Below are 24,320 nucleotides of genomic sequence, written 5' to 3'. Positions count from 1 at the left end.
CCCGCCCGCACTTCGGCGGGGCGATTCTTGGTTCATATGTGGTGGCAATACGGGTGCTGCCGAAGCAGCACTTGTTAGCAATCGGTTTGTATGTTTTTAAAAATAAACCTTTTGCGTATTCGCCTCCTCATTGACACAAAAAAGGGTGGGGAGTAGTTTGCAGTTTGTGGTTTGTGGTTCTCACAGATAGCACGGATGGCACAGATGTTTTTTGAAATACTTGCTGTAAAGACGATCGGCAACGTGCTATGAACGCCAACTAAAAACCAAAAACCAAAAACTATAAACCTTACCCTATTCAAACACCCGCAGGTTATTTCCCGTAAGCGCCGTTTGAAACTTTTTGAGGTCGCGGGCGGCGGGGCCAGCTACTTTTTTGCCGGCATTATCGAACACAGAGCCATGGCCAGCATTGGTATTGGAGCAGGGGAAACTGTTGTTGGCGGCATCGTAAGTTAGTCCCGAGCCCTGGTGTGGGCATAGCGCTTCATAGGCCAGGTAGCTGGTGCCCGAGCGGGCTATGATCACATTGTTGCGCACCGTCCAGCCCCGCGATGCCAGGTTGGCGTCGGCAGCAGTATCGAAGGTAAAATCAACCTTGTTGCCCGGAGCTGGCGCCGGGGTGCCACCATCGTCGTTGCTGCTTTTGCTGCATCCACCCAGGCAACAGGAAAGGATCAGGGAGCCCGCCCCGATGCCCAAAGAGGCAAGGAATTCTTTTCGTTCCATGATTTTGCTTTTAGAAGTTATTATGAGGAAGGGACGGATGAGAGGTTCAGTGATTGGTGATTGGCAATGGGTATTTGGTATTTCTTATTGTCTGCAAACCAAGAGCGGTAGGATGGTAAAGAACAGACCGATGGCTTTGCTTACTCCCTTGTAGCTTGAAGCTTTTACCCTGCAACTTGCCACCTGCATCTCGCCGCTCACAACTACCACTTCGTTTTCACTTCCCGCTTTTTACCTACCTGGAAGGCCCTGGAGATATTAAACCCGATCTGGATATCGCCTTTGCCCCAGCTGTTGGTGGTTTCGGTAAGGAATACCCTTTCGTTCATACCTACGGCATTGGTGAGGTGCAGTTGAAACACATGACCACCGGTTTCTATGTCAACACCCAGGGAAAGAGGGTTGTACCGCCCTGCCGGCTTGCCGGCTACCAGATAATAATCAAAGTTGATAGAGCTGCGTTTGCTCACTTTAAGCCTGCCGCCAACACCGGCAGCAAAAAGGTTATTGCGATCGGTAGCCGTTGGCACCAGGTTGCGGTGCAGGTAGGTAGGCATCAATTGCAGGCTAAAAGCATCACTGAACTTGCTGCCCGCCAGCAATTGTGTGAAGTATGCCATGCGGTGCCCGAAGCGGTATTTTTCATTTTCAACCGCCCAGGGTGCAGTGATGAGGGTGGCACCGCCTACCAGCACCACAGATAAGGGACTACCATTCAGCTGTTGCTGCAACAGCTTTCCTTTTACAAAGCCATCCAACTCCTTGCGGTAGCTGCCCCTCCCGATGCCCACCGTGAGGTTGCGGCTGATGCCATAATCAAACCCCAGCCGGATAGTGGCCTGGTCGAGCCCGAAGAATTCCTTGGCGCCCTGGTTGACATTGCCAAAGCGGTGCAGGATGCGGAAGTCGAGCACACCAGGCTTGAGCATCTCAATGCTTTGCGACATGATGACCCGCGAGGACTTGAAAGCACTGCCCACGGGCGTTTTGGCCGTCTTGTCCGGCGCCACATCCCGTAGCAGGTCCTGATCCTGCGCCCACAAGGGGCAACTCATGGCCATGCAGGCAAAAAACAGCAAGGTGCGGGTAAACATATTTATCCTTTTAAAGGTTCGAGGTCGAGGTCAATGGTGATGGTAATACGGTTGGATAGCTTGTCTTTCACCAGTGCGGGAATGGCGATATTGTAATCGGAAAGCAGGATGGTAAAATTGCTTTTACCGGTTACCCTTCCGCCCTGCACCTGGAGGGTACCGGGTGCCTGCACTTCGCGGGTAATGCCATGGAGGGAAAGACGGCCCTTCACTACCACGTTATACGTACCGTCCTTCCCATAAGCCACGGCAGCCTTATCGGTAAGCGCACCCCTGAACTCGGCTCGGGGATACTTTTCACTCTCTACATAGTTTTCATTGAAATGCTCCTGCATCAGGGCTTTCCGAAACTGGAAGCCTTTCATCTGCACGGCAAACTGGAAGGCACCGCTGCTCCCATCCAGTACGGCGGTAACGGTATTGTTGACCGCTTCAATATCTTCCATCGGCGCCTTTGAATAAAAACGCACCGTGCCGGTTTTGGTAAAAAAGCGCTCCTGTGCGGCTGCGCTGTACATACACAGCACCGCTGCCACTACCCATAATCTTTTCATGTGTTGGATTTAATAAGCACCCTTAATTTTCACTACTTAACCCTGCTGCGCTGATGTGCACCGTAGTACCAAGGGCCGCCAGCAGGTCGTCGGCACTGCCGCTTTTCTGATACCCGGTATACTTTCCCTGCAGCACTACCAGTTTGCCCGCAGTTATTTGCTTCAGTGCCGAAAGATGCCTTGTATCCAGACCCACCACCACCTCCGATGCGCCATCGCCAGCCAGCACCACCGCACCGCCGGTATCCACGCGTTGCACCTGGCCTGTTATCCGGATAATTTTTCCCTGCAGGTCCTTATCAGCAGCAGTGGCATCGGCATCGAAGTTTTGGGTAAGTGCAGTGGCTGTTGTGATCTTGTCGGGAGCTGCCGCAGATAGTTCGGGTGGCTTGCGGTTGTACTGCCAAAGCAGAATCAGACCGGTCACCAGGAGCAACCCCAAAAACAACCTGATAATTCTTTTCATACCCTGTATTTACTGGTTAGCCTGCCAGCACATTGCTGTTGCTTAGGTAATAGACTTGAGGGCCCGCTCTATCCCCTTTAACCCAAACTCAAGTCCCTTAATTATTGCCTGATCGGAATCCTTTAGCCGGCAACTGTGGTGTTGTATTTCTTTGCCTTAATGCTCAAGTGCCCCCGCATCTATCCAGGCTTTGATGCGGGCAATATCACAGTCGCTCATTTTTGCTGCTCCCTGTGGCATGGGTGCAAATCCTGCGGCATGGCTGATGGCACCCAGTAGCCGGCCATTGTCCGCAACGGTTTTCAGGGTACTGTACTGCTGCAACACCACGCCGCCGCTTGCGCCACTGGTACCATGACAACCGATACAGCCATAACCCTGCAGCACAGCCACTACCTGGGCGTAGTGCACCTCGCCCGCTACACAGGGTGCGAGGGCTTCTTCATTGTCCTGGTAACATCCGGCAAGTGCAACCAGGAATAGCAGTACTGTCCATTTTCGTTTATTCATGGCCGTAGGCATGGTGTTTTGTTTGGAATACACCTTTATCTACGGTGGACAGAAAAAAGCGGTTGCTTTGCCGGTTGCCTTTTTCGGGAAAAAATATTTTTTACAAAAAATGTCCTGTTCGGGGCAACCCTTTAGCCCCGGGCCCGTATTTTATGGGGAATAACCCTTTACTACCACTTGCAAAACCTACCTCAGATCATTAGTCTTTGCGTGCAACGCCATGCACGGGAGCAGCGAATGCTCTACGAGCATTATTATGGCTATTGCCTCAAGGTGGTGTTTCGCTATATCTACCATTACGATAAAGCCGTGGACGTGGTAAATGATGGTTTTGTAAAAATTTTCTGCAACCTGCACCGTTTTGAAGCGCCCGATCCGGCGGCAACAGAGCAGATGCTGATGGGATGGATGCGGCGCATCATGGTAAATACAGCAGTGGACCACCTGCGTAAAAACAACTTCACACCGGAGATCGGGGAGATTTCAGAGGCAGTATGGCAGCCAGCCGACAAAGGCCAGCTACCTGACCAGGCTTTGCTGTACAAGGAACTGATCAAAGAGGTAAAAAAGCTGCCGCCGGGCTACCGTGCGGTTTTCAATATGTATGTGCTGGATGGTATGACCCATCCCGAAATTGCCGAGGCTTTGGGCATTTCGGTGGGCACTTCCAAATCAAACCTGTTCAAGGCGAGAAGCATCCTGCAGAACATCCTTAAAAAAAACGATGCTGAAGCTATTGCATGCAACATGTGACCAACGATATGGATGATCTGTTCCGGAAGGCGGGCGAGAAATACCCGCTGCAAACCGGTACGCCCAATTGGGATAAGCTGTCCGCAGCCATGGAGGCTTCAGCGCCGCCTGTAGCAATAACACCGGCCCGGGGCAGCGGCTGGCGCCGTTACGCTCTGCTGCTGCTGTTGCTGCCGCTGGGATGGGTATGCAACCACTACTGGCAGCAAAAGGGCGGGAACCAGGTTGCAGAACATGAAGCTCCTGCGGAATCCGAAAGCCGGGTGCAGGAGCAAAAGGCCAATACACGTTCAATAAGCACGGTACCCCAAACCAAAAAAACCAATGCAGCAGCCTTGCCACCTGCTGCGATGATAAATGGATCAGCAAAGCAAACTGTTGCTTTTAAAAATGCACAGCACCTAATTGTTCAAAAAAGGCAAACTGCAGATGGTGCTTCTGTATTCAGCCGGGCAGGTTATATCAGGGCGGAAGCGCTTGCCTCTGAAAACGAACAGGTACCTGTTGATGCAATCGCAGAAACCGCACACCAGCGGCAGGCTGAACCAGCCATTGCATTTACCACAAGCCTGCCGCAGTTGGAAAATACCCAGCTACAACCATCGGAAACCTACGACAGCACGCAGCAAGCCATGGCAGCATACACTGCCGCTAAGCAGGCAGCCAAAGCACCAGCAACTACACCAATAAAAAAGATTTATGTTGGCATCTGGGCCAGTGGCGACCTTACCACGGTCAGCTGGCAGCGCACCAGCAAGCCAGGCTGGCAGAGCGGATTGCTTGCGGGTTATCGCTTTAGCAACCGCTGGAGCCTGGAAACCGGTATCTCGCTTACCCGAAAATTCTATTATACTGAAGGTGATTATTTCAGTGCACGTTACCCGCAGTCGCCCAACAACAAACTAACCGATGTAACAGGCCGCTGCACCATGCTGGAAATACCCATTAATATCCGGTATGATATACGCCAGGGCGGCCGATCCTCCTGGTTTGCCACTGCGGGCATTTCTTCCTACATCATGAAGCAGGAAGACTATGACCTTACCTACCTCTACCTCAACTCGGGCAATTATGGCGTACACAGCTATTCCTACAAAAATGCCAGCCGCAACCTGTTTTCGGTATTGCAGCTCAGTACCGGTTACAGCCGCCAGTTAAACAAAGGCATGGCCATTCGCATTGAGCCTGCCCTACGCTTGCCCATCACAGGGCTGGGTTATGGCAAACTGAAATTCAGCAGCACCGCATTGCAGCTGGGTGTAACAAAGGACCTATGGTATTCAAAAAAATAAACCGATGCCGCTTATAGCAATTGAGCAATCGTAAAGAAGTTAGTTGCTGCTTTAAAGGAACAAATGACCTAAGGCAAAATCAAACATTCTAAAAATAGCTTTCTGATTTAGCTGTTACCTTTTTCGATTTTACCTTTTGAATATTTACTTCATTTCCACCGTCATTCTAGAAAAGGCATTTTTTAATATTCCAGACTGTGTACAAATGAAAAAGCCAGCCTTTAAAGACCGGCCTTTATAATGGCAAGCAATACAAGCTTAAACTTACAAGTCCACCTGGCCGAAACCTACAAAAACTTCAGTTGATGGTATAGAAGGATCATCATAATAGGTCTGGATGTTTTTACAAATGCTCCCTTGCTTCAATCAAATAGTTACCAGGCTCACCAAGTTGGCTGAAATAATCGATAGCACTCTGGCAAATAAAGGGCATCACGCTGGAAACCCGGTACGTATCCTCTTCCGACTTATTACACAGTACCAGAAAATAATCCATATTCAGCCGGTGTGCGCTCCGCTGTTCCAGTACTTGTGCAATATCCACATACTTAATTCCAAGGCTGGCATCCACTTCGCAAATTACAAGCACCATGTGTGTAAACAGCATGGGATGGGAACCTAAGAAACGCAACTGGTTGTTCAACTCACGGCGGTTCAGCTTTGCAAAGCGCAGGTGCACGACATGGAAAAGCTGCAGCACCCTGTCCTGGTTCAAACCTATATTGTTATAGATGATCTGCAGCGAACCTTCTGTTTCATCTGATTCCATCAAACAGACCTTTCGAAAAGCCAGCTGCCGAATCAGATCTCTACCTGCAACCTTTGCGGTAATCACCAATCCTATATTGTACATAAATTATCAGGGTTTCGCAGTTCCCCAACAGCACACCGCCAATAAATTTTCATAGCGGTTTAACCTGGCGGATACCAAGCAAAGTTGGCAGGTAAGTACAATTATTGAACCTATTCAGCAGAATAATAAACCAGTAAAAAGCGGTGTTTTCTAAGTAAAAAACCAGAACAACCTAAGTGTTTACACGAATGACAACAGGTTCAATCTTGAACATCCGCTTTTTTTACCCAACCACTAATAACCATAGTACCAACAAGAGAACAAGTTTATTTACAAAACAAAAGGTTCCATAATCAAATAGGCAGGCCACTATTAAAATTGATAAACGAGCTAAAACTTACCATTCCACACTATAAAAAATCATAGTGTAAACCCTTACTATGAAAAGTAGCTTTGTAGAAATCCCGCCCAATGATCAAGATTGCAATAATTGAAGACAACTATTTTCTCCGTACTACTTACCGCGAGTACCTGTTGGCTTTTAAAAATTTTAAAGTGGTAGCAGCCAATGAATCCATCGAGGAATTTGAGCAGGATGCCAAACAAAAAAGTTGGGAGCAGCCTGATGTGTTACTGCTGGATATCGAATTGCCAGGCCGTTCAGGAATGGAGGCAATAGAACAACTGAAACAATACATGCCCGGCACCAAGATCCTGATTATTTCCAACTATGAAAGCCAGGAACAAATCATCAATTCCATTCGCAATGGGGCAAATGGTTACCTCGTAAAATCATCCCTGCTGCTGGAGCTTTCAAAAGCTGTAATGGATGTTTGCACTTATGGAGGGTACTTTTCTGCTGTTGCCGCCAGCAAACTGGTAGACTATTTTACCTTTAAAGTAGATGAAGGTTTATCCATACAACTTTCGAAAAGAGAGCTGGAGGTAATAGACCAATTGAAAAAAGGGAAAAGTTATAAGGAGATAGGTGCGGCCCTGTTTATTTCAGCCGCAACGGTCAACTATCACCTGAAAAACATTTTTAAAAAACTAAATGTAAAGAACAAGGCGGAGTTGATCTCACTGGTGCTAACCAATGCACAAAGAGCCTGACCTCCTGTTCACGACTGATGTTCTAAAACATTCATTTAATCAAAAAAGTCCCACTCCGGTTCAATTGTACGAAGTGTGTTTTTCTCACAAAATTCCAACAATCATAGCTGGCAGTAGCGTGAATAAGAACGATCAGTAATTCAAACCAGTTTTGGTACATCTTCAACGAAGCAGTAGTCCTTATCAGGCTACCTGCAAATTGTTTTTGGCAAATACCAGGTAGTTGAGGTATTGTACCGGTGTTTTACCGGTGCGACGGCGGAAGCACTGGAAAAACATCTGGCGATCTACAAAACCCGAAGCACGTGCAATAGCATCCATGGGCAGATCCTGGGCCGCTTCCGATTGCAGCATCAAACAGGCATATTGAACGCGGTAAGCATCTACCAGCTGGTGAAAGCTTGTTTCCAGGTAGGCATGCAGGAAGTAATCCAGCACCTGCGCATCCATACCCAGGTGCTCGGCCAACATGTGGTTATCGTAGGCAGGGTTCAGAAAAGGACGGCGTTCGAGCATCAGCAACTCAAGACGGGTATGCAATGCTTTGAGGTCAGCCGAACTGGAAATGTGTTGGTTGAGTTTTTTCAATTGCACCAGGCGGCCAGTAAATGGAATCAGGAACAACCAGGTAAGGGAAACGATGATCCCAACAGAAAGGATGAAGGTTAATAAGGGTAGTGTTTCCATTGGACGGAAAGTTTGGTACGTACCTTAAAATTAGCCTACCCTTTTCTGAAAGCCGCATAAAGGACGAGCCAATACAGAAAAATCAGCGTTTTCCCTTAGTGTACCCTAAACCCTCCAGGCACTACATGCTTCCCATATGTATTGCCTTTCTACTTAGCAAGCCATTGCTACGGCATTGCTTCCCTGCCTGCCAACGGCAGCCATCAGTTCGGCACGGGAGCATACTTTGAATTTCTTATACAGTTTTTGCAGGTGGTAATTGACAGTGGTGGTACTTACTACCAGGGTTTCGGCAATATGTTGGATGGAGGCACCGCTGCATACCAGTGAAATCAGTTCAGCCTCTCTTGCGGTAAACTGCCCGGGAAGTGGCTGTTGTGCTTCGCAGAAATAGCGGCGCAGCAGCAGCACCGACTGTCCGCAGAGTGCAGCAGCACCCTGGCGTACTTCCTCCAGCGCAACCATCAGGTTGTTCATGCGGTGGCTGCGCATTACATGTCCATGAACGCCGAGGCGCAGCATACCTGCCAGTTGGTCCGGCGCATTACAATTGCTCACGACAACAAATCGGGCACCAGGAAACTTTTGGCTCATCCGGCGGTGGTGTACCACAAACGCCCAGTCATCCGCATCGGAAAGCCCGTAGATGAGGATATCAACAGGCAAGCCTGCCGAAAATGCGGCATCAACTGTTGCATCGTCCACAGCAGGTGCGGCAAAACTGATATGGAAATCACGAAAACTGTTTAAGTATTCAACATAAGCTGTTCGGGTATAATAGCCAGGTTCGATGATTGCTACATGGGTCATGGTTCGATGGTGGTTTTCTTCATGCTCCTGCTTGCTGCAGCAATTTAGCGGAGCGTTTTGCATTAAAGGGTATTAGCATAAGCCAGGGCACTTGCGCCCACCAATTAGCTGCCTTGAACTGCCTGCTTCTTTACCTGGCATAAAGCTTTCCAAACAAATAGGTGTACCAGTTTAAAACAGGCATGGACTACACAAACCTATAGTTTACAAAACATAAGCACTGTAGTATTAGTTCCCGATTTTTAGCCGGGTGCGCAATTCCCTGCCTTACCAGTATCCTGCTGGTGCAATTCTTGTGGCCCGGTATGGCTGCCATTTGTTTTTACCCAGCGTGCCTGACCATGCAAGGTTTGGCTGCCAAGTATTTGTTGCAATGCCTGAAGTGATTGGAACCACCATAGTGTGGTAACCGGGAAGCAAATACCACCAGTAAATACCTATTATTATCAACCCTTTTTATGCAACAGACAACATCGCCTTATCAGGTTTGTATTGATGCCTGCCAGCAGTGTGCGGCAGCCTGTAATCATTGCGCACATGCCTGCCTGCAGGAAGAGCATGTACAGCATATGGCCCGCTGCATTCAACTGGACATGGAATGTGCCGCCATTTGCCAGGCAGCCGCCCAGTTAATGAGTTTGGGTAGTGCTTATGCAAAGGACTTCTCTGCCCTTTGTGCCCGAGTTTGCGAAGCCTGTGCAACGGAATGTGGTAAGCACCAAATGCTGCATTGTCAACAGTGTGCTGCAGCTTGCCACAAGTGTGCCGAGGCTTGTTGGGAAATGGCCAGGTAGCCAATAAACAGTTCTGAGTTTAAAGTTGAAAGTTCAAGGTCAGCGGCTTATGCGTACATAATAATCATAGTTACCGGCAGTTGTACCAGGATTATAAATGCATTAAAATATTAAGACTTTGAACTTTCGACTTCAAACTTTGAACTAACTACTGCTGCTCCACTCCCGGCGCCTGCCGCTTTTCCATTTCCTTGAGTTCTTTCTCCAGGAAGAAGTTGAGCGTGGTTCGGATGGCTGCAATGGCAGCCAGCTTACCGATATCATCCCAGGTGGGTGCTACGGCTGTTTCCAGAATATCGGCAGCTAATAACAGTTCCAATGCAATGGTGAGCGTGCTGCCAAAGCGCACCCGAAATACTGCGTTATCGAGGTGTGAACGGCGCTTCAATACGGCAGGCAGGTAGCCTGCAAGAAACTGTACCAATCCTACGGCTATAACAACAGCACCCAGCAATTCAACAACCCAACTGAGGTGAATGGCGATATTTCGGACGGTAGTTTCCATGGCGTCAGGGGTACAAAAGCTTTGCCACACCTAACAGGTCTTAAAGACCTGTTAGGTGTAATTCGGGAACCTTGAAGGTTTTAAAAACCTTCAAGGTTTGGCAAACAAAAAAGGCCCCAAGTAAAAACAAGGGGCCGGTCACTAACGATAGTTGTAGAAATGCTCGGTACCGGCCTATAGGCACCCGGCGGGATGTTGCGGTTTGCATTCATCAGGAGCAACAACTGCCGGGGCTTGCTGGCGGGCAGCGCTAAGGGGCTGCCAGTATTTTTACCACCACCTTGCGGATCATATCATCTGCAGCCCGCAGGCCCGGACGATGCGCATCGGCGGGAAAGAAAACAAAGAAGGTTCCGGACCTTGCCTCATAGTAGGGTGCAGCCTGGATATCGAAATTCATTACATCTTTTGCCTCGTTATAAGGCTTGCTTACCACGGCGCCTGCGGCAGGTGCCAGCCCAATACTTTCGGAGCCCACGCTGATATACTGAATATCGATGTACTTTTTATGTGCTTCCCAGGATGCCGCCTGCGGCTCCTTGGGTGTACTATAACTCACCTTTACCATACAGCTGTCACCTGCCAGCGGGTAATTGCCCACTTCAATTTTGGACAGGTCATGTGTTGCCAAAAAAGCAAAAGCTGTATCCCACAACCGTGTATTTGCCTTAAACTGCCTTTTCAGCTCTTGCATGTTAGTCACAGCATGCGGTTTCAGTTGGAGCTTTGTGGCAACGCTCTTATGACCCAGTGCTTTGGCCCATTGTGCCTGTGCACCGGCGCTATTCAAACAAAAAAGCAATAGGGCTAAACTTAGGATACGGACCATGTAAAAGTTATTGTAACGGAACAGCCCTCGATGATAGCCGCTCTCTTATTACACAACTATTTTTAGCAAAAAGTATACTGCCAACTTGCAGCTTGAAGCTATCAGCTTGCAGCTCCCTTACGGCTCTACCCTTTTCATCCTTGGTGCCAGCAGGTGCATCACACCCCAAGCTAGCAGGTAGGCGCCACCGCAAATCAGGAACATGATAAAGTATGCCGTCTGGATCTTGCCGATGCTTTCGTAGTACACGAACATCTGCTTCTGCACCGCCCAGGAAAGGAAAATGCCACCAAGGCCACCAAAGAGACCGCCGATGCCGGTTACCGAGCCTGTTGCCGCCTTGGGGAACATATCGGAAACGGTAGTAAAGATGTTGGCGCTCCAGGCCTGGTGGGCCGCTGCCGCCAGGCCAATGATGCCTACCGCGTACCACATGTTGAGCGAACCCAAGTATTGGGCAAAAACAATGGGCAATACAAAGAAGGCATACAACAGCATACTGGTTTTCCGTGCTTTGAACACAGGCATGCCCTTGTTGATCAACTTCATGGGCAACCAGCCGCCACCAATGCTGCCTACGCTGGAAATAATGTATACAAATGCCGTGGGCCACATCAGTTCCTTACTGGTAAGGGAGTACTCCTTACGCAGGAAATCGGGGAGCCAGAACAGGTAGAACCACCAGATGGGATCGGTCAGGAATTTGCCCAGCGCAAAGGCCCAGGTCTGGCGGTAAGTAAGCAGTTTACCCCAGCCCAGTTTGGGACCATTAACGGTAGCAGGTGCTTCGTCACGGTCGCTTTCAATATAGGCCAGTTCAGGGGCAGCCAGGCGCTTTTGCTGGCGGGGTACTTCGTAGTACATAAACCATAGCACCAGCCACACAAAACCAAAGGCGCCGGTGATGATAAAGGCCCACTGCCAGCCCATGCTTTCGGCAATGATGGGAACGCTCAGGGGCGCGGCAATGGCGCCGATATTAGCGCCTGAGTTGAAGATGCCGGTTGCCAGGGCTCGTTCCTTTTTAGGAAACCATTCCGCCGTGGTTTTAATGGCCGCGGGGAAGTTGCCCGCCTCGGTGATGCCCAGGAAAATACGGGCGATCACAAAACCGCCGGTGCCGGTGGCCAGGGCATGCGCAATGGCAGCAATGCTCCACAATACGGTAGCAATGGCATAACCGATTTTGGTACCCATCTTGTCGATGATGCGGCCCGCGAAGAGCATACCAATGGCATAGGAGAATTTAAAGGCGATTTCGATATTGGCGTAATTGGCGGCTTCCTGCACGGCATTCCAGCCAAAGTCGGCAGCCATATAAGGCTTGAGCAGCGAGATCACCGCCCGGTCGAGGTAGTTGACCGTAGTGGCAAAGAATGTGAGTGCGCAGATCGTCCAGCGGTAGCGCCCGATCTGTTCACTAGCCGTTTCGCGGCTGAGCGTCGTTTTTTCTTCTGTAAGCAACATGTTGCAGTGGTTGGGTTTAGCAAACAATCAGGGGAATCTGGGATCGCGGATCTAGGATCGCGGATTTCTGAAATTTGAAATAAGCATTGGTTTTTATTTCCCAATTTTTGAAATCTAAAGATCAGACATCAGCGATCAGCGATCATACATCCGAGATTCTTCTATTCTTTAGCGGCTTTCGCCAGTTCGAGAGCTTTTTTCATCTTTTCGGTCAAAGCAGGGTAATCGCCTGCTGCGATCAGTTCTTTGGTCAGCACCTTGCTGCCCATGCCCACGCCGGTTACACCGGCATTAAACCAGCCTTTCAGGTTGTCGGCAGTGGCTTCTACCCCGCCGGTTACCAGGTAGCGCATACCGGGAAACAGTTCCTTGATGGCGGTGATATAACCGGGACCCAGCAGGCTTCCCGGGAAAATCTTTACCATCGTTGCGCCTGCATTTTCTGCGGTGGCAATTTCCGTTGGGGTCATACAACCGGGTATCCAGGGCTTGCCCGCTTGCGCACATACTGCACCCACTTCCACGTTTACTGAGGGGGCAATGATAAAGTCGGCACCGGCAGCGATATAGGCTTCCGCCTTCGCAATGTTCTTGATGGTACCAATACCCAGGAAGAGGCCTTCCAGTTCATTGGCCACGGCACGCATGGCCTTGAAGTTTTCCAGTGCGGCGCCTCCCCTGTCGGTGTACTCCACGTAGTGGATACCGGCGGCATACAGGGCTTTTAAGATTTTAATACTTACCTGCGCATCGTCGTGGTAATACAGTGGCAGGACCTGCTGCGCTGCGATGCCGGCAAATATGTTGGATTCAGTAGGCATAAGCTTTTTCGATGTCGGCAACGGTTGCTGTGGTAGCGTCGCCTTTGATGAATAATTTGTTGAAAGCAGCCGCTGCGGCAAAATCAATGATCGCCTGTGCGTCCTTTCCTTTTTGATTGCCATAAATCAGTCCGGCCATAAAGGTGTCGCCGCTGCCGATCTTGTCCACCACGTGGTCGGTGTACTGCTCGGGCGCCACATACAGCTGACCATCCTTGTAAAAGGTAGCATAATAACGGACACCGCTACCCGCATCAAAGCGAAAAGTATTGGCAACCTGCTTGCAGCGGGGGAAACGCTCCATGATGGCCCTGGATGTTTTTCCGGCTTGGGAAAGGCAGGCTTCTTTTTCATCCACCAACCCCTCGGCTACCGGGATGCCCAGCATCTTTTCCGCCGCCCAGATATTGCCCATCACCACATCGCAGTATTGCACCAACGAAGGCATAATGTCCGCAGGATGTTTGCCATACTGCCAGAGGCGGGCACGGTAGTTCAGGTCAACGGAAACGGTAATACCCCTATCTGCTGCGGCCTTGGCGCCTTCGGCACAAACCTGTGCTACGGTCTCGTTGAGGGCAGGACTAATGGCGGTAAAATGAAACCAGCTAACGCCTTCCAGCACTTCATCCCAGTTGATCTCACCGGGCTTCAGCTCCCAAAAGGAAGAATAAGCGCGATCGTAGATCACGCCAGCATTTTTGAGGTCGGCGCCCTGCGGCAGGTAGTAGCTGCCGATGCGGTGGCCACGCCGGAGCACCTTGGCGGTATCGATGCCCTTGGCTCCAACCGCTTCCAATATCTCGGTTGTCAGGTAGTTGTCGGGCAGGGCCGTGCAATAGCTCACCGGCTGCTCCCAGCGGGCAAGTGCCGTAGCTACGTTCAGCTCGGCGCCCCCGATGAATACCGGGAGCTCATTGCGTTGCAGCCATGCACCACCCAGCACGGGTGATAAACGCAGGAGCAACTCGCCAAAACAAAGAATTCGTTGCATGTATGGGGTTTGGAACCACGGAGGCAGGGAGAACAGGGAGGTACACGGTTTTTATTTTATGTACTTAACTGTTGCTACCAACTCCGTGGTTCTTATGTTTTCTAATAATGCTACATCGACTGATGTAAGGAGGCAAAAAGATCATCTGTGTAACTCTGTGTCCCCCTGTCTCTGTGGTTCTTTTTTCCAAAATTATCTGTGCAGCTCTGTGTCCTCCCTGTCTCCGTGGTTCAACCAACTAAAACACCGGCGCCAGCGAAGTAGCACTCTGCGGCTGCCACTGGAAATAGCTGCTGGCGTTGTTGTAACAGATATCCTGGATCACCTTGCCGGTCCATGGCAGGTCGGCGGGCAGCTCTCCGTTCTCGATCTCGTTGCCAAAGATGTTGCAGAGGATACGGCGGAAATATTCATGACGCGGGTACGACAGGAAGCTGCGGCTATCGGTAAGCATACCCACAAAGCGGCTCAGCAAACCCATATTCGACAGGGCGTTGATCTGGCGGGTCATGCCGTCCTTCTGGTCGAGGAACCACCAGCCCGAACCATACTGCACTTTGCCGATGGCGGAGCCATCATTGAAGTTGCCGATCATGGTTGCAAACAGCTCGTTGTCGGCGGGGTTTAGATTGTAGATGATGGTCTTGGCCAGCTGGTTGTTGGTATCCAGCCGGTCGAAGAAGCGGGCCATGGAAGCAGCCTGCGAAAAGTCGCCGATGCTGTCCCAACCGGTGTCGGGACCAAGCTGGCGGAGCATCCGGCTATTGTTGTTGCGCAGGGCACCCAGGTGGTATTGCTGCACCCAGCCTTTTTCCCAATCCCACACGGCAAAGATTTCCAGCATGGCCGAACGGAACTTCAGGCGCTCTGCCAAAGTCAGCTCATTGCCGCTACGGATTTTGGTAAAAATGGCTTTGATCTCCGCCTCGGTGTAGTCTTCGGCATAGATCTGCTCCAGGCCATGGTCGCTCACCGAGCAATCCATTGTGGCAAAGAAATCATGACGCTGCTTCAGGGCATCGAGGTAGTCCTGGAAGTCGGCGATATTGGTATTGCTCACGGCTTCCAGTTTACCGATATAGGCATTGAAACCTTCGGCATTGTCTACGTTCATCGCTTTATCCGGGCGGAAGGCAGGCAAAATTTTTACATCAAAACCATCTTCCTTGATGGCTTTGTGGTGCTCCAGCGAGTCGATGGGATCATCGGTGGTGCACACCACTTTTACGTTTGCTTTTTTCAACAGACCACGTACGCTGTACTCGGGCGACTGCAGCTTTTCGGTAGCCGCATCATAGATGGCATCGGCGCTGTCGGCATTCAGGATATCGTTGATGCCAAAGTAGCGCTGGAGCTCCATATGCGTCCAATGGTACAGCGGGTTGCGCAGGGTATAAGGCACGGTAGCCGCCCACTGGCGAAACTTCTCGCGGTCGGGTTGGTTGCCGGTGCAGAAGCTTTCGTCCACGCCGTTGGTGCGCATGGCGCGCCACTTGTAATGGTCGCCATAGAGCCATGCCTGTGTGAGGTTGCCAAACTGCAGGTCCTGCGCTATCTGGTCGGGAGGCAGGTGGCAGTGGTAGTCAATGATCGGCATCTCCTTGGCGTACTCGTGGTAGAGACGCTGTGCCGTTTTGGTATCGAGCAAAAAGTTTTCGTCGAGAAATGGCTTCATGATTCAGTATTGTTACAGCGAAACGCCGCGTTTCCAGGGAATAAAATCGTCTTGGTTCAACAGTACCGCCTTGGGTGTAACCTCACCGCTGGCGGCCCTGATGCAGTATTCGAGTATCTCCTCGCCCATCTGCTGGATGGTGAGGCTGCCATCGATCACCGGACCGCAGTCGATGTCGATGATATCGGGCATGCGCTGCGCCAGTTTGCTGTTGGTGGCCACCTTAATGGTAGGACAAACAGGGTTGCCGGTAGGTGTGCCCAGACCGGTGGTAAACAGGATGAGGGTGGCGCCAGAAGCAGCTTTACCGGTAGTAGCTTCCACGTCGTTGCCGGGGGTACATACTAGGCTCAGGCCGGGTTTGGTGGCCGCCTCGGTATAATCCAGCACATCCACCACAGGCGAGGTACCGCCTTTGCGGGCCGCACCGGCGCTCTTGATGGCATCGGTGATGAGGCCATCCTTGATATTGCCCGGCGAAGGGTTCATATGAAAGCCCGAACCCGCGCGGGTAACGATGGCTTCGTAGCTCCGCATCAGGTGCATGAACTTGCGGGCAACGGGCTCCGATACGGAGCGGTCCACCAGTTCCTGTTCCACACCACAGAGTTCGGGGAACTCGGCCAACAGTACCTGTCCACCAAGGGCCACCAGCAGGTCGGAAGCATAGCCCACCGCGGGGTTAGCCGAAATACCGCTGAAGCCGTCGCTGCCGCCGCATTTTACACCCAAACTCAATTTGCTTAAAGGTGCGGGGGCACGTTCCAGCTTATTGATCTGCGCCAGCCCTTCAAAGGTCTTGCGGATGGCTTCTTTTACCAGGTCTTCTTCCTGTCCCACGTGCTGCTGCTCAAAGATGTATAGGGGCTTGTTGAAGTCAGCATTGCGTTCTTTCAAATCGGTCAGGAAATCCTGCACCTGCAGGTTCTGGCAGCCCAGGCTCAACACCGTAATACCGCCCACGTTGGGGTGGTCGGCATAGGCAGCCAGCAGTTTGCTCAGCACCGCCGCATCCTGGCGCATACCACCACAGCCACCCTGGTGGTTGAGGAACTTGATGCCGTCAACATTTTGGAATACCCTGTTCTTACGCGCCGATTCGGGGCTCAGGTCGAGGGTAGCGATATCGCCGCCCTGCTCCATGGCAGCCACCAACTGCCGGGTGAAGGATTTGTATTTATCGGTAACCGCATAACCCAGCTCATTGTGCAGGGCCTCGCGGATCACGTCGAGGTTGCGGTTTTCGCAAAAAACGGTCGGGATAAAGAGCCAGTAGTTGGCGGTACCCACACGGCCATCGGCACGGTGGTAACCATTGAAGGTGCGGCCCGCAAAGCGGCTTGCATCGGGTGCCGTCCACTGGTACTCCACGCCCCGGAAGTCGTAGGCGCCAGCGGCGTGTTTCAGGTTCTCGGTACTCATGCGGCTGCCGGCAGCCACATCGTATTGCACCTTGCCCACCAGCACACCATACATGGTCACTTCGTCGCCGGTGCGCATATCGTGTTGGTAAAATTTATGCTTGGCCGGGATATCATCTACCAGCGTATAAGCAACACCGTCATACGAAACGGTACTGCCCTTGGCCAGGTCTTGCAGGGCTACGATCACATTGTCCTGCGGGTGTACTTTCAGTACCAGGTTGCTCATGCAGTTACAGATTTATTATTCAGGGTAAGTTCCAAAATTTCGCGCATACCGTCTTCCTGGATGCGGCCCAGCCTTTCCAGCACCGCGTCGGCAAAGCCGGGAAGGCTGCCCAGGTCGTGGCCCCAGTAGGTGGCGTCAGATAACACTTCTTTCACCAGCGCGGCAGGCGTAAGACCGTTCCAGCGGCGGTAGAACTGGGGCGCCTGGTCGTCCTGGATCAGGTAAGTTTCCTCATTGAAGCGGCCATAGTATTTACCACCCTTTGTCTCTACGGGCTTGGAGAAAGCGAGGTAGGCGGCAAAACCCAGCGCCAGCAGTTGGGGCACTTCGCTGCTTTGCTCGTAGTGGCGCAGCAGCACGGGCACGCAGCGCATCTTCATCTTGGAGCTGTAGTTCATCGTAATGCTAAGCCACAGGTGACGGATGGCGGGGTTGCGGAAGCGATCCAGCACCTTATTGCCAAAAGCCTGTGCCTGCTCCAGGGGCAGGGTATAAGGGATGGCAGGTGCAATTTCCTGCTGCATCACCTGTTCGATATAAGTCGATACCGAAGCATCGTTCATGGCGTCCTGCACGGTGGTGCAACCAGCCAGGAAAGCCAGGCCGCAGCTGAGGGTATGGGTACCGTTCAGCAAGCGCAGCTTCAACTCGCGGTGCAGGTCGATGTCTTCAGTGATGATGATGCTTTCTTCGCCTGCGGCAAAAGAGAGCTTTTCGCGTACCGCATCGCCGCCTTCAATAGCCCAGAGGCTGTACACCTCCGACATAGTGAGGAGCTCGTCGGAATAACCCAGTTCTTTTTCCAGGGCTTCAAAAGTTGCGGCATCGGGTTTGCCCGGAACGATCCGGTCCACTAGGGTGCTGCAGAAATGGTTGTGTTGCTCCAGCCACTCAATGAAGGGCTCTTCCAGCCCGTTGAGGTGGGCCAGTTCCAGCACGATGGATTCAAGCTTCTTGCCGTTGTTGGGGATCAGCTCCGTGGGCAGGATCACCATACCGCTGTCGGGGCTGCCGCGGAACACACGGTAGCGGGCCAGCAAAAAGGCCAGCAGCTTGCCGGGGTAAGATTTGGGCGGGTGGTGGCGCACGTCGTCGTTCACCAGTTCGATGCCCACTTCGGTGGTATTGGAAATAATGATCTGCAGTTCGGGGTTCTGGGCGCATTCCAGCACCTGCTCCCACTCTTCGGCTGCATTGAGCACCCGGCTGATGGAGGCGTTGATGATGTTTTCCGACACCTGCTGGCCTTCCTGCACGCCGCGTACACATACGGTGTACATGCCATCTTGTTTGTCGAAAGCCGAAGTATCGCCCTGCGCGGTAGATTTTACCACAACGATGCGGCCGTTGAAAACACCCTTGCGGTTGGCTTTGTCAATAAAAAAATCGGGCAGTCCACGCAGCAGCACCCCGGTGCCAAACTGCAACACCTTCTCGGGCAATTCATATACGGTGTCGGGCGGAAGGCTCACAGCCTCAGGGTTGATATTCTTCAGGGTAAATCGGGAAAGTACCATATGTCAGTTTCTTGGTATTTAATTTTTGTCGGGGTTCCAGTTGTTTTTAAAAAGCCAGCCAACACTGATGGCATCTGCAGCCGGTGCGCCGGCGGCGGTGGACAGGTTGTTGGCAAACCAGGCATAGTTGCCGCCCTCGCGGGAGCAATCGTTGTAATAAATCCTCCGGCCCCACACAACAGGCGTGGCGGTGGGTACAAGATAAATGTCTTTATCGGCCATGTTTTTGGAAAAACGGCAGCCGAGCAGGAAAAACTGTGCTTCGCGGTGGTAGCGGCCCAGGTTGAACCCGACAAAGCCGTCGAAGGTGCAGTTTTTCAGAATGGTTTTGTAGTCGGGATTGGTGGAGCCGTCGTGCCAGATGGCAGCCGTACCGGTGTTGGCAAAAAAGTGGCAGTTCTCGGCCCAGGCCCAGCCACGCGGACAGTAGAAGTCCACGCCGCCTTCCATATAGCAATCCTTGAAATAAAACATTCCGCCGTTGAGGTTCCAGGGGCTCACGGTATCGCCGGCCCAGGCACGGAAGCGGCAGTTGATGGCCCGCAACCTCGTGGTGCGCATGCTGCGCAAAGCCATCTGGTGGCCGTTGGGCGTGATCTGTTTGGGGTTAATGCTATCGGAGGGACAAACAACGGTGCGGGTTTCTTTATGATTAAAACCATAGTCGTTGGCCACCGTCAGGTTGCGCAAAGTAATGTCGTTGCCATTGAGGTTGAGCGTAGCCACGCCCCAGTCGTCCTTGTGCTCGCAGCGCCATTCGTCGCGGGCAATATCGGCGGTAAGTACGGTTGCTTCGCGGTCCTCGCCTACCAGTTCGATATTGTGTTTTTCAATAAACACCTTTTCGTGGTAAACGCCCTTGCGGATGAAAATGATACGCGGTGTGGCAGCACTGTCGCTCAGGCTGTTGATGGCGTCCTGTATGGTACGGAAATCACCCTTGCCCCTGGCATCCACCACGATGCGCTTTGCCGTTTTTTGGGCAAAAGCATTGCCCGCCACCAACAGCAACAGGCAAAGCAGGATTCTATGATAGGTGATCCGCAACATTATTTCTTGCCCTGGGTAAGCGCCCATTGTACGAGGGCACGTGCAGCCTCGTGGTTTTGGAAATCGGCGGGCAGCTTGCGGCCGTCTACGTATTCGTTGTACAGCCAGGGATCTCCGATGGCGAAGACCATGCCTTTGCCGTATTTGGCGGTAGCCATTACATTGAGGCCGTCTTTTTTAACGATGGCCTGTGCAGGCGCCGAAAGTGCAAGTGAAGCCAGTTCTTTTACATACACTTTCTGAACGCCTTTGAACACAGGATTAGTAGCTTCGATAGCAACAGCGCCTTGTTCAAACTGGTCGTTCTTTACCATGTTGTGGTTGTCCTCGTTGAAACGGATACCAAACTTGGAAGCAAGGGTATTGAATTTGGCCAGTTCCGCATTGCCTTTATCGTTGGCAAACAACAGGAGCACACCGCCGCCTTTCACCCATTCGGCAATATTGCGTGCCGACTCTTCGGTCATGAAGTTGGGTTTGGCCGACTCTTTCTCTGTATCGGCATCCACGATGATGTATACATTGGCGCCTTTCAGGTTGGCAGCCGTTGGTGCCGCATCCAGCGAAAGGGTTTTGGCGCCGCGGTCGCGAAAGAGGCTGCCCATGGTGGCAAAGCCGCTGTGGGTCATGTCTTCCCAGGTGTAATGGAAACGCTTTTGCTCGCCGAATTCGGCGCGGTATTCATTGTTGAAAAAGCGGTCAAGCAGTACGGTTTTGCCCATACCCACCAGGCCGTTTTTCACCAGGTCCATTTCATTGGCTGCCTGTATAAAGGCACCCATACCCTTGGGGTCGTTTACAATCACCTTCTCGCTCATGTAATAGGCAAAAGAGCCATCGCGGTAAGGCTTGCCACCCAGCCCCGATACCGATACGGTACCATGGAGGTTGGCATTGCCGCCTTCCACTTTGTAAAACTGCTGGAGCAAACCGGCATATCCTGTTTTGGCGTTGGCCAAATACTTAGCGGGCAGGTAGCCCAGGCGCACGCCTTTGGCCAGAGTATAAATGAGCATGGAAGAAGCGGAAGCTTCCAGGTAATTGCCTTTTTCCTTGGGCAGGGCAGGAATATCGTACCACACACCCGATGCCTTATCCTGCAGTGAAGTGATGGAAGCAGCAAAGCGGTTCAGGATGCCCGTTAGTGTGTCCACACCGGGGTTACCGGCGGGGTATTGCTCCAGTGCATCTACCAGTGCCATACCGTACCAGCCCAATGCGCGGCCCCACACATGCGGCGAGCGGCCGGTGGCGGGGTCTGCCCATTTCTGCTGGCGGCTTTCGTCGTAGCCATGGTACAGCAGTCCAGTCTTGGGATCGCGGCTGCGGCGCTCCATCAAGGCAAACTGGCGGGTAACATCGTTGAAGATCGTGTCCTCGCCAAATACCTTGGCGTACTCGGCATAAAAGGGCTGGCCCATATAGAGGCCATCGAGCCACATCTGGTTAGGATAGATATTTTTGTGCCAGAAGCCTCCTTCCGCAGTGCGGGGATGGGTACGCAACTGGTTGCGGAGCAGCATGGCTGCTTTGCGGTATTTCTCTTTACCCGTAACACGATACAGCAGCAATACGGCCTTACCGTTGTTGATATGGTCAATATTGTATTCGTCGGGGCGGTAGCCTTTGATGGTGCCGTCTTCCTGCACAAAGAAGTCCATGCTGTGCTGCAGGTAGTTGAACCAGCGCACATCGCCGGTTTGTTTCCACAGTCCTTCCACTCCTTTCAGGATCACGCCCTGGTCGTAGCTCCAGCGGGCCTGTGACTGCGCCCCCATAGCAAAGGAGTCGGGCCAGATGCGCATGGCGGTTTGTGCCAGTCCGGCGGCAGGGGTTTCCTGCTGCGCAAATACGGCGCTGCCCAGTGCAAGCGCACCGGCAAGGGCCATCAGTTTAGCTAGATGTTTCGATGTGTTCACGGTTCGTTTGTTTGCAATCGTTATGATCAATTCTTTTTGTTGGCTTTTGGCTATTGGCTTTTAGCTGTTGGCTTTGGGAAAAACAGGCGACAGGTGGTTGGACAAACATTGTAGATTTTTCAGTTAATAAAAAAACCTTCAACCGCCCTCCTCCGAAATCCCAACTCCGATATTTACAGGATGCTTACCGCTTCCGCCCTGGCGCCGAAATCGAGCGCTACCGGCTTTTGCGCACTCCTGGTATCGGTTCCTTTCAGCTTTATTTCTTTCGAGTCGGTGCCTGTTACCTGCAGCAGTACGGCGGCGGGGTTGTACCCTATTTTATCCAGCGTAATGTTTTTGCTGTTGTGGATGCTGAGCACGGGATCGGTTTCCTTGGTTACAAAGCGCACATTGCGGAGCGTAAAGCCGGTGGCCTCGGTCATCTCCATGCCTTTGTGTGCCTGGAGGGTCATGTTTTCCAATACGACATCGGTTACATTCATCTCGGGCAGGCCGCGTACAAAGAGGGCTTTTTCAGCGCCATCGCACACCACGTTGCTGATGCGGAACTTGCGAAAGATGGGCGTTGCTTCTGTTACGGGCAGCTTTTCAACTTTAGGAGGTTCGCGGCGCTCACCGGCCATGGGCACGGGGTCCTGTGCGGCATAGTACATATCGAAGAGGATGGCCTCGCCGGGAATGTCCTTCATGGTGGTGTTGGTGATGAAGATATTTTCCACCACGCCACCACGGCCGCGGGTTGTTTTGAAGCGCAGGCCAATATCAGTACCGATAAAAGTGTTGTTGTCTACCCACAGGTTGCGGGCGCCACCGCTCATCTCGCTGCCGATCACAAAGCCGCCATGGGCATGGTACACGGTATTGTTGCGGATGATGGCATTTTCAGTAGGCAGGGCCCGTTTGCGGCCGGCCTCATCGCGGCCCGACTTGATACAGATACCATCATCACCCACGTCAAATAGCGAGTTTTCAATCAGCACGTTCTTGCAACTCTCCACATCAATGCCATCGCCGTTTTGTGCAAACCAGGGGTTGAACACTTTTACGCTGCGCACGGTGAGGTTTTCGCACATCAGGGGGTGCAGGTTCCAGGCCGGCGAGTTCTGGAAGGTGACGCCTTCCAGCAATACGTTTTTACAGGAAGTAAATACCAGGAGGTTGGGGCGCAGGAAGTCTTTGATGGAAGCGTAGAAGTCCGGCGTTTTCTCTGGGCTGATGGCGCCGGCATTTTTGATGCTGTTGCCTTTTTTGCTTTGCTCCGAAGGGTACCACATCCGCTTGTCGTCGCTCACTACGCCACCCGATGCCACCAACTTTTTCCACTGCGACTCGGTAAGCTTTTCCTTTTTCACGGCACGCCAGGCACCGCCATTGCCGTCTACAATTCCCTGGCCGGTAACGGCAATATTTACCGCATTGGTAGCCGACAGTGGTGACTCGTTGCGCATCTGGTCGAGGCCTTCCCAGTTGGTGGCTATGAGCTTGTATTGGGAAAAGTCGTCGGTAAACTGGAGCAGGGCGCCTTTTGCCAGGTGCAGATTCACATTGCTTTGCAATACCACCGGCCCGGTGAGCCAGAAGCCCGCAGGTACCAGCACCACGCCACCGCCTTTTTTGTTGGCGGCTGCTATAGCCTTTTTGATGGCTTCGGTGTTGAGCGTAACGCCGTCGTTCTTCCCGCCATAGGCCAGGATGCTGAGGGTATCTTTCCGGAACTGGGGCTGGGTGATGCGGGGCATCGCCGGCTGTTGCTGCGCAAAAGCAGTAGCAGTGCCGGCAAGCAGGAGTGCAAAGAGGAAATTACGCTTCATATAGGAAACAAAGGTTGACCAAGCAGCCTTGTGGCTTTTTCCAGGCCCTAAAACCTGTTCAAAACCATAAGCTATGGCATACAATGGTAAATCGTTCCGCAGGTTTGGCAAGCGTTCCGCAAGCCTTTATTTACGCAATCGTTACCGAAAACGTTGTCATTTTGTGGGGGTATGGAGGTGGGAGGAATGGGTGGGGATGGCTTCGGTGGAAGTAGGGTATTGTCTTGATAGTTATTGGAGGTATGCCAAGGGCTTTAGCGAGTGTATGACCATATCCGCCAACAAAAAGTGCAGCGTTGAAAAAACAGGAAGATTCCATTAAGCCAAAACCATTGGGAAGTTATCAGCTGATGGTAAACCCGGGGCTGCAGTTTATGAATGCCCTTAGGGCTTCAATCTGAATAGCCGCCGGTGCAACCGGCGGAACCGTTTATAAGCCGCCAACTGTATATGCCCAACCCCGTAGGGGTTGAACAGTTCAGGG

At 52.0% G+C, this 24,320-nt stretch carries 23 protein-coding genes; 4 read left to right on the top strand and 19 right to left on the bottom strand.

Going from position 1 to position 24,320, the window contains the following annotated elements; translation table 11 throughout:
* Positions 1-294: 294 nt before the first annotated feature.
* From BUE76_RS09690 to BUE76_RS09670, 5 genes are all read right to left on the bottom strand, one after another.
* Complete coding sequence (locus BUE76_RS09690; protein WP_073042251.1) at positions 295-729, bottom strand: QcrA and Rieske domain-containing protein; 435 nt, start codon at positions 727-729, stop codon at positions 295-297.
* A gap of 203 nt (positions 730-932) precedes the next feature.
* A complete protein-coding gene (locus BUE76_RS09685; RefSeq protein ID WP_216820649.1) occupies positions 933-1,823 on the bottom strand; it encodes a DUF5777 family beta-barrel protein in 891 nt (296 codons plus the stop codon).
* A gap of 2 nt (positions 1,824-1,825) precedes the next feature.
* On the bottom strand, positions 1,826-2,377 hold the full coding sequence (locus tag BUE76_RS09680) for a YceI family protein (RefSeq protein WP_073042253.1): 552 nt from the start codon (positions 2,375-2,377) through the stop codon (positions 1,826-1,828).
* Positions 2,378-2,399: 22 nt separating this feature from the next.
* On the bottom strand, positions 2,400-2,843 hold the full coding sequence (locus tag BUE76_RS09675; RefSeq protein WP_073042255.1) for an OB-fold protein: 444 nt from the start codon (positions 2,841-2,843) through the stop codon (positions 2,400-2,402).
* A 156-nt stretch (positions 2,844-2,999) separates the two neighbouring features.
* Positions 3,000-3,353: a hypothetical protein gene (locus tag BUE76_RS09670; protein ID WP_073042257.1), complete on the bottom strand. Its 354-nt coding sequence runs from the start codon at positions 3,351-3,353 to the stop codon at positions 3,000-3,002.
* A 177-nt stretch (positions 3,354-3,530) separates the two neighbouring features.
* On the opposite strand from BUE76_RS09670, the gene BUE76_RS09665 reads away from it, so the two are divergent.
* Together BUE76_RS09665 and BUE76_RS09660 are read left to right on the top strand one after the other, a co-directional pair.
* Entirely contained in the window at positions 3,531-4,106 is a 576-nt protein-coding gene (locus BUE76_RS09665) for an RNA polymerase sigma factor (protein WP_073042259.1), read from the top strand.
* A complete protein-coding gene (locus BUE76_RS09660) occupies positions 4,094-5,398 on the top strand; it encodes a porin family protein (RefSeq protein ID WP_073042261.1) in 1,305 nt (434 codons plus the stop codon). Before BUE76_RS09665 ends, BUE76_RS09660 begins: the two co-directional genes overlap by 13 nt.
* Before the next feature lie 343 nt (positions 5,399-5,741).
* On the opposite strand, the gene BUE76_RS09655 is transcribed toward BUE76_RS09660, so the two are convergent.
* On the bottom strand, positions 5,742-6,167 hold the full coding sequence (locus BUE76_RS09655; protein ID WP_143157277.1) for a hypothetical protein: 426 nt from the start codon (positions 6,165-6,167) through the stop codon (positions 5,742-5,744).
* A gap of 495 nt (positions 6,168-6,662) precedes the next feature.
* Here BUE76_RS09655 and BUE76_RS09650 point away from each other — a divergent pair, with 495 nt between their 5' ends.
* Positions 6,663-7,304, top strand: coding sequence for a response regulator transcription factor (locus tag BUE76_RS09650; RefSeq protein ID WP_073042264.1), 642 nt, complete (start codon positions 6,663-6,665; stop codon positions 7,302-7,304).
* 183 nt (positions 7,305-7,487) lie between these two features.
* Here the strand turns inward: BUE76_RS09650 and BUE76_RS09645 are convergent, their stop codons facing one another.
* Both BUE76_RS09645 and BUE76_RS09640 read right to left on the bottom strand, forming a co-directional pair.
* On the bottom strand, positions 7,488-7,991 hold the full coding sequence (locus tag BUE76_RS09645; RefSeq protein WP_073042266.1) for a helix-turn-helix domain-containing protein: 504 nt from the start codon (positions 7,989-7,991) through the stop codon (positions 7,488-7,490).
* A 153-nt stretch (positions 7,992-8,144) separates the two neighbouring features.
* Positions 8,145-8,801 (bottom strand): helix-turn-helix transcriptional regulator, encoded by a 657-nt coding sequence (locus tag BUE76_RS09640; RefSeq protein ID WP_073042269.1) that lies wholly within the window; start codon positions 8,799-8,801, stop codon positions 8,145-8,147.
* A 458-nt stretch (positions 8,802-9,259) separates the two neighbouring features.
* Between BUE76_RS09640 and BUE76_RS25340 the strand changes: the two genes are divergently transcribed.
* Entirely contained in the window at positions 9,260-9,595 is a 336-nt protein-coding gene (locus tag BUE76_RS25340; RefSeq protein WP_073042271.1) for a four-helix bundle copper-binding protein, read from the top strand.
* 148 nt (positions 9,596-9,743) lie between these two features.
* On the opposite strand, the gene BUE76_RS09630 is transcribed toward BUE76_RS25340, so the two are convergent.
* The 11 genes from BUE76_RS09630 to BUE76_RS09580 form a co-directional block, all read right to left on the bottom strand.
* Positions 9,744-10,100: a DUF1622 domain-containing protein gene (locus BUE76_RS09630; RefSeq protein WP_073042274.1), complete on the bottom strand. Its 357-nt coding sequence runs from the start codon at positions 10,098-10,100 to the stop codon at positions 9,744-9,746.
* A 250-nt stretch (positions 10,101-10,350) separates the two neighbouring features.
* Complete coding sequence (locus tag BUE76_RS09625; protein WP_245798346.1) at positions 10,351-10,794, bottom strand: YhcH/YjgK/YiaL family protein; 444 nt, start codon at positions 10,792-10,794, stop codon at positions 10,351-10,353.
* A gap of 252 nt (positions 10,795-11,046) precedes the next feature.
* Complete coding sequence (locus tag BUE76_RS09620; protein ID WP_073042277.1) at positions 11,047-12,396, bottom strand: MFS transporter; 1,350 nt, start codon at positions 12,394-12,396, stop codon at positions 11,047-11,049.
* 161 nt (positions 12,397-12,557) lie between these two features.
* Positions 12,558-13,217 carry a bifunctional 4-hydroxy-2-oxoglutarate aldolase/2-dehydro-3-deoxy-phosphogluconate aldolase gene (locus BUE76_RS09615; protein WP_073042279.1) on the bottom strand — a complete coding sequence of 220 codons (660 nt, stop codon included), beginning with the start codon at positions 13,215-13,217 and terminating at the stop codon, positions 12,558-12,560.
* Positions 13,207-14,211 (bottom strand): sugar kinase, encoded by a 1,005-nt coding sequence (locus tag BUE76_RS09610; protein ID WP_073042281.1) that lies wholly within the window; start codon positions 14,209-14,211, stop codon positions 13,207-13,209. Before BUE76_RS09610 ends, BUE76_RS09615 begins: the two co-directional genes overlap by 11 nt.
* A gap of 238 nt (positions 14,212-14,449) precedes the next feature.
* The gene (uxaC, locus tag BUE76_RS09605; RefSeq protein WP_073042283.1) at positions 14,450-15,886 is read right to left on the bottom strand and encodes a glucuronate isomerase; all 1,437 of its coding nucleotides are present in this window, start codon (positions 15,884-15,886) and stop codon (positions 14,450-14,452) included.
* 12 nt (positions 15,887-15,898) lie between these two features.
* Complete coding sequence (locus tag BUE76_RS09600) at positions 15,899-17,536, bottom strand: UxaA family hydrolase (RefSeq protein ID WP_073042285.1); 1,638 nt, start codon at positions 17,534-17,536, stop codon at positions 15,899-15,901.
* Positions 17,533-19,053, bottom strand: a complete 1,521-nt coding sequence (locus tag BUE76_RS09595; protein ID WP_073042286.1) for a tagaturonate reductase — start codon at positions 19,051-19,053, stop codon at positions 17,533-17,535. The genes BUE76_RS09600 and BUE76_RS09595 overlap by 4 nt, the downstream gene beginning before the upstream one ends.
* 18 nt (positions 19,054-19,071) lie before the next feature.
* Positions 19,072-20,103: a pectinesterase family protein gene (locus BUE76_RS09590; RefSeq protein WP_083596482.1), complete on the bottom strand. Its 1,032-nt coding sequence runs from the start codon at positions 20,101-20,103 to the stop codon at positions 19,072-19,074.
* The gene (locus BUE76_RS09585; RefSeq protein ID WP_245798335.1) at positions 20,103-22,022 is read right to left on the bottom strand and encodes a glycoside hydrolase family 88 protein; all 1,920 of its coding nucleotides are present in this window, start codon (positions 22,020-22,022) and stop codon (positions 20,103-20,105) included. The genes BUE76_RS09590 and BUE76_RS09585 overlap by 1 nt, the downstream gene beginning before the upstream one ends.
* A gap of 173 nt (positions 22,023-22,195) precedes the next feature.
* Positions 22,196-23,836: a glycoside hydrolase family 28 protein gene (locus BUE76_RS09580; RefSeq protein WP_073042638.1), complete on the bottom strand. Its 1,641-nt coding sequence runs from the start codon at positions 23,834-23,836 to the stop codon at positions 22,196-22,198.
* Positions 23,837-24,320 lie beyond the last annotated feature (484 nt).

The sequence above is a fragment of the Cnuella takakiae genome (assembly GCF_001953305.1).
GTDB lineage: Bacteria > Bacteroidota > Bacteroidia > Chitinophagales > Chitinophagaceae > Flavisolibacter > Flavisolibacter takakiae.
Note: the sequence above shows the minus strand (reverse complement) of the source record. Positions and strands in the feature narration are given on the sequence as shown.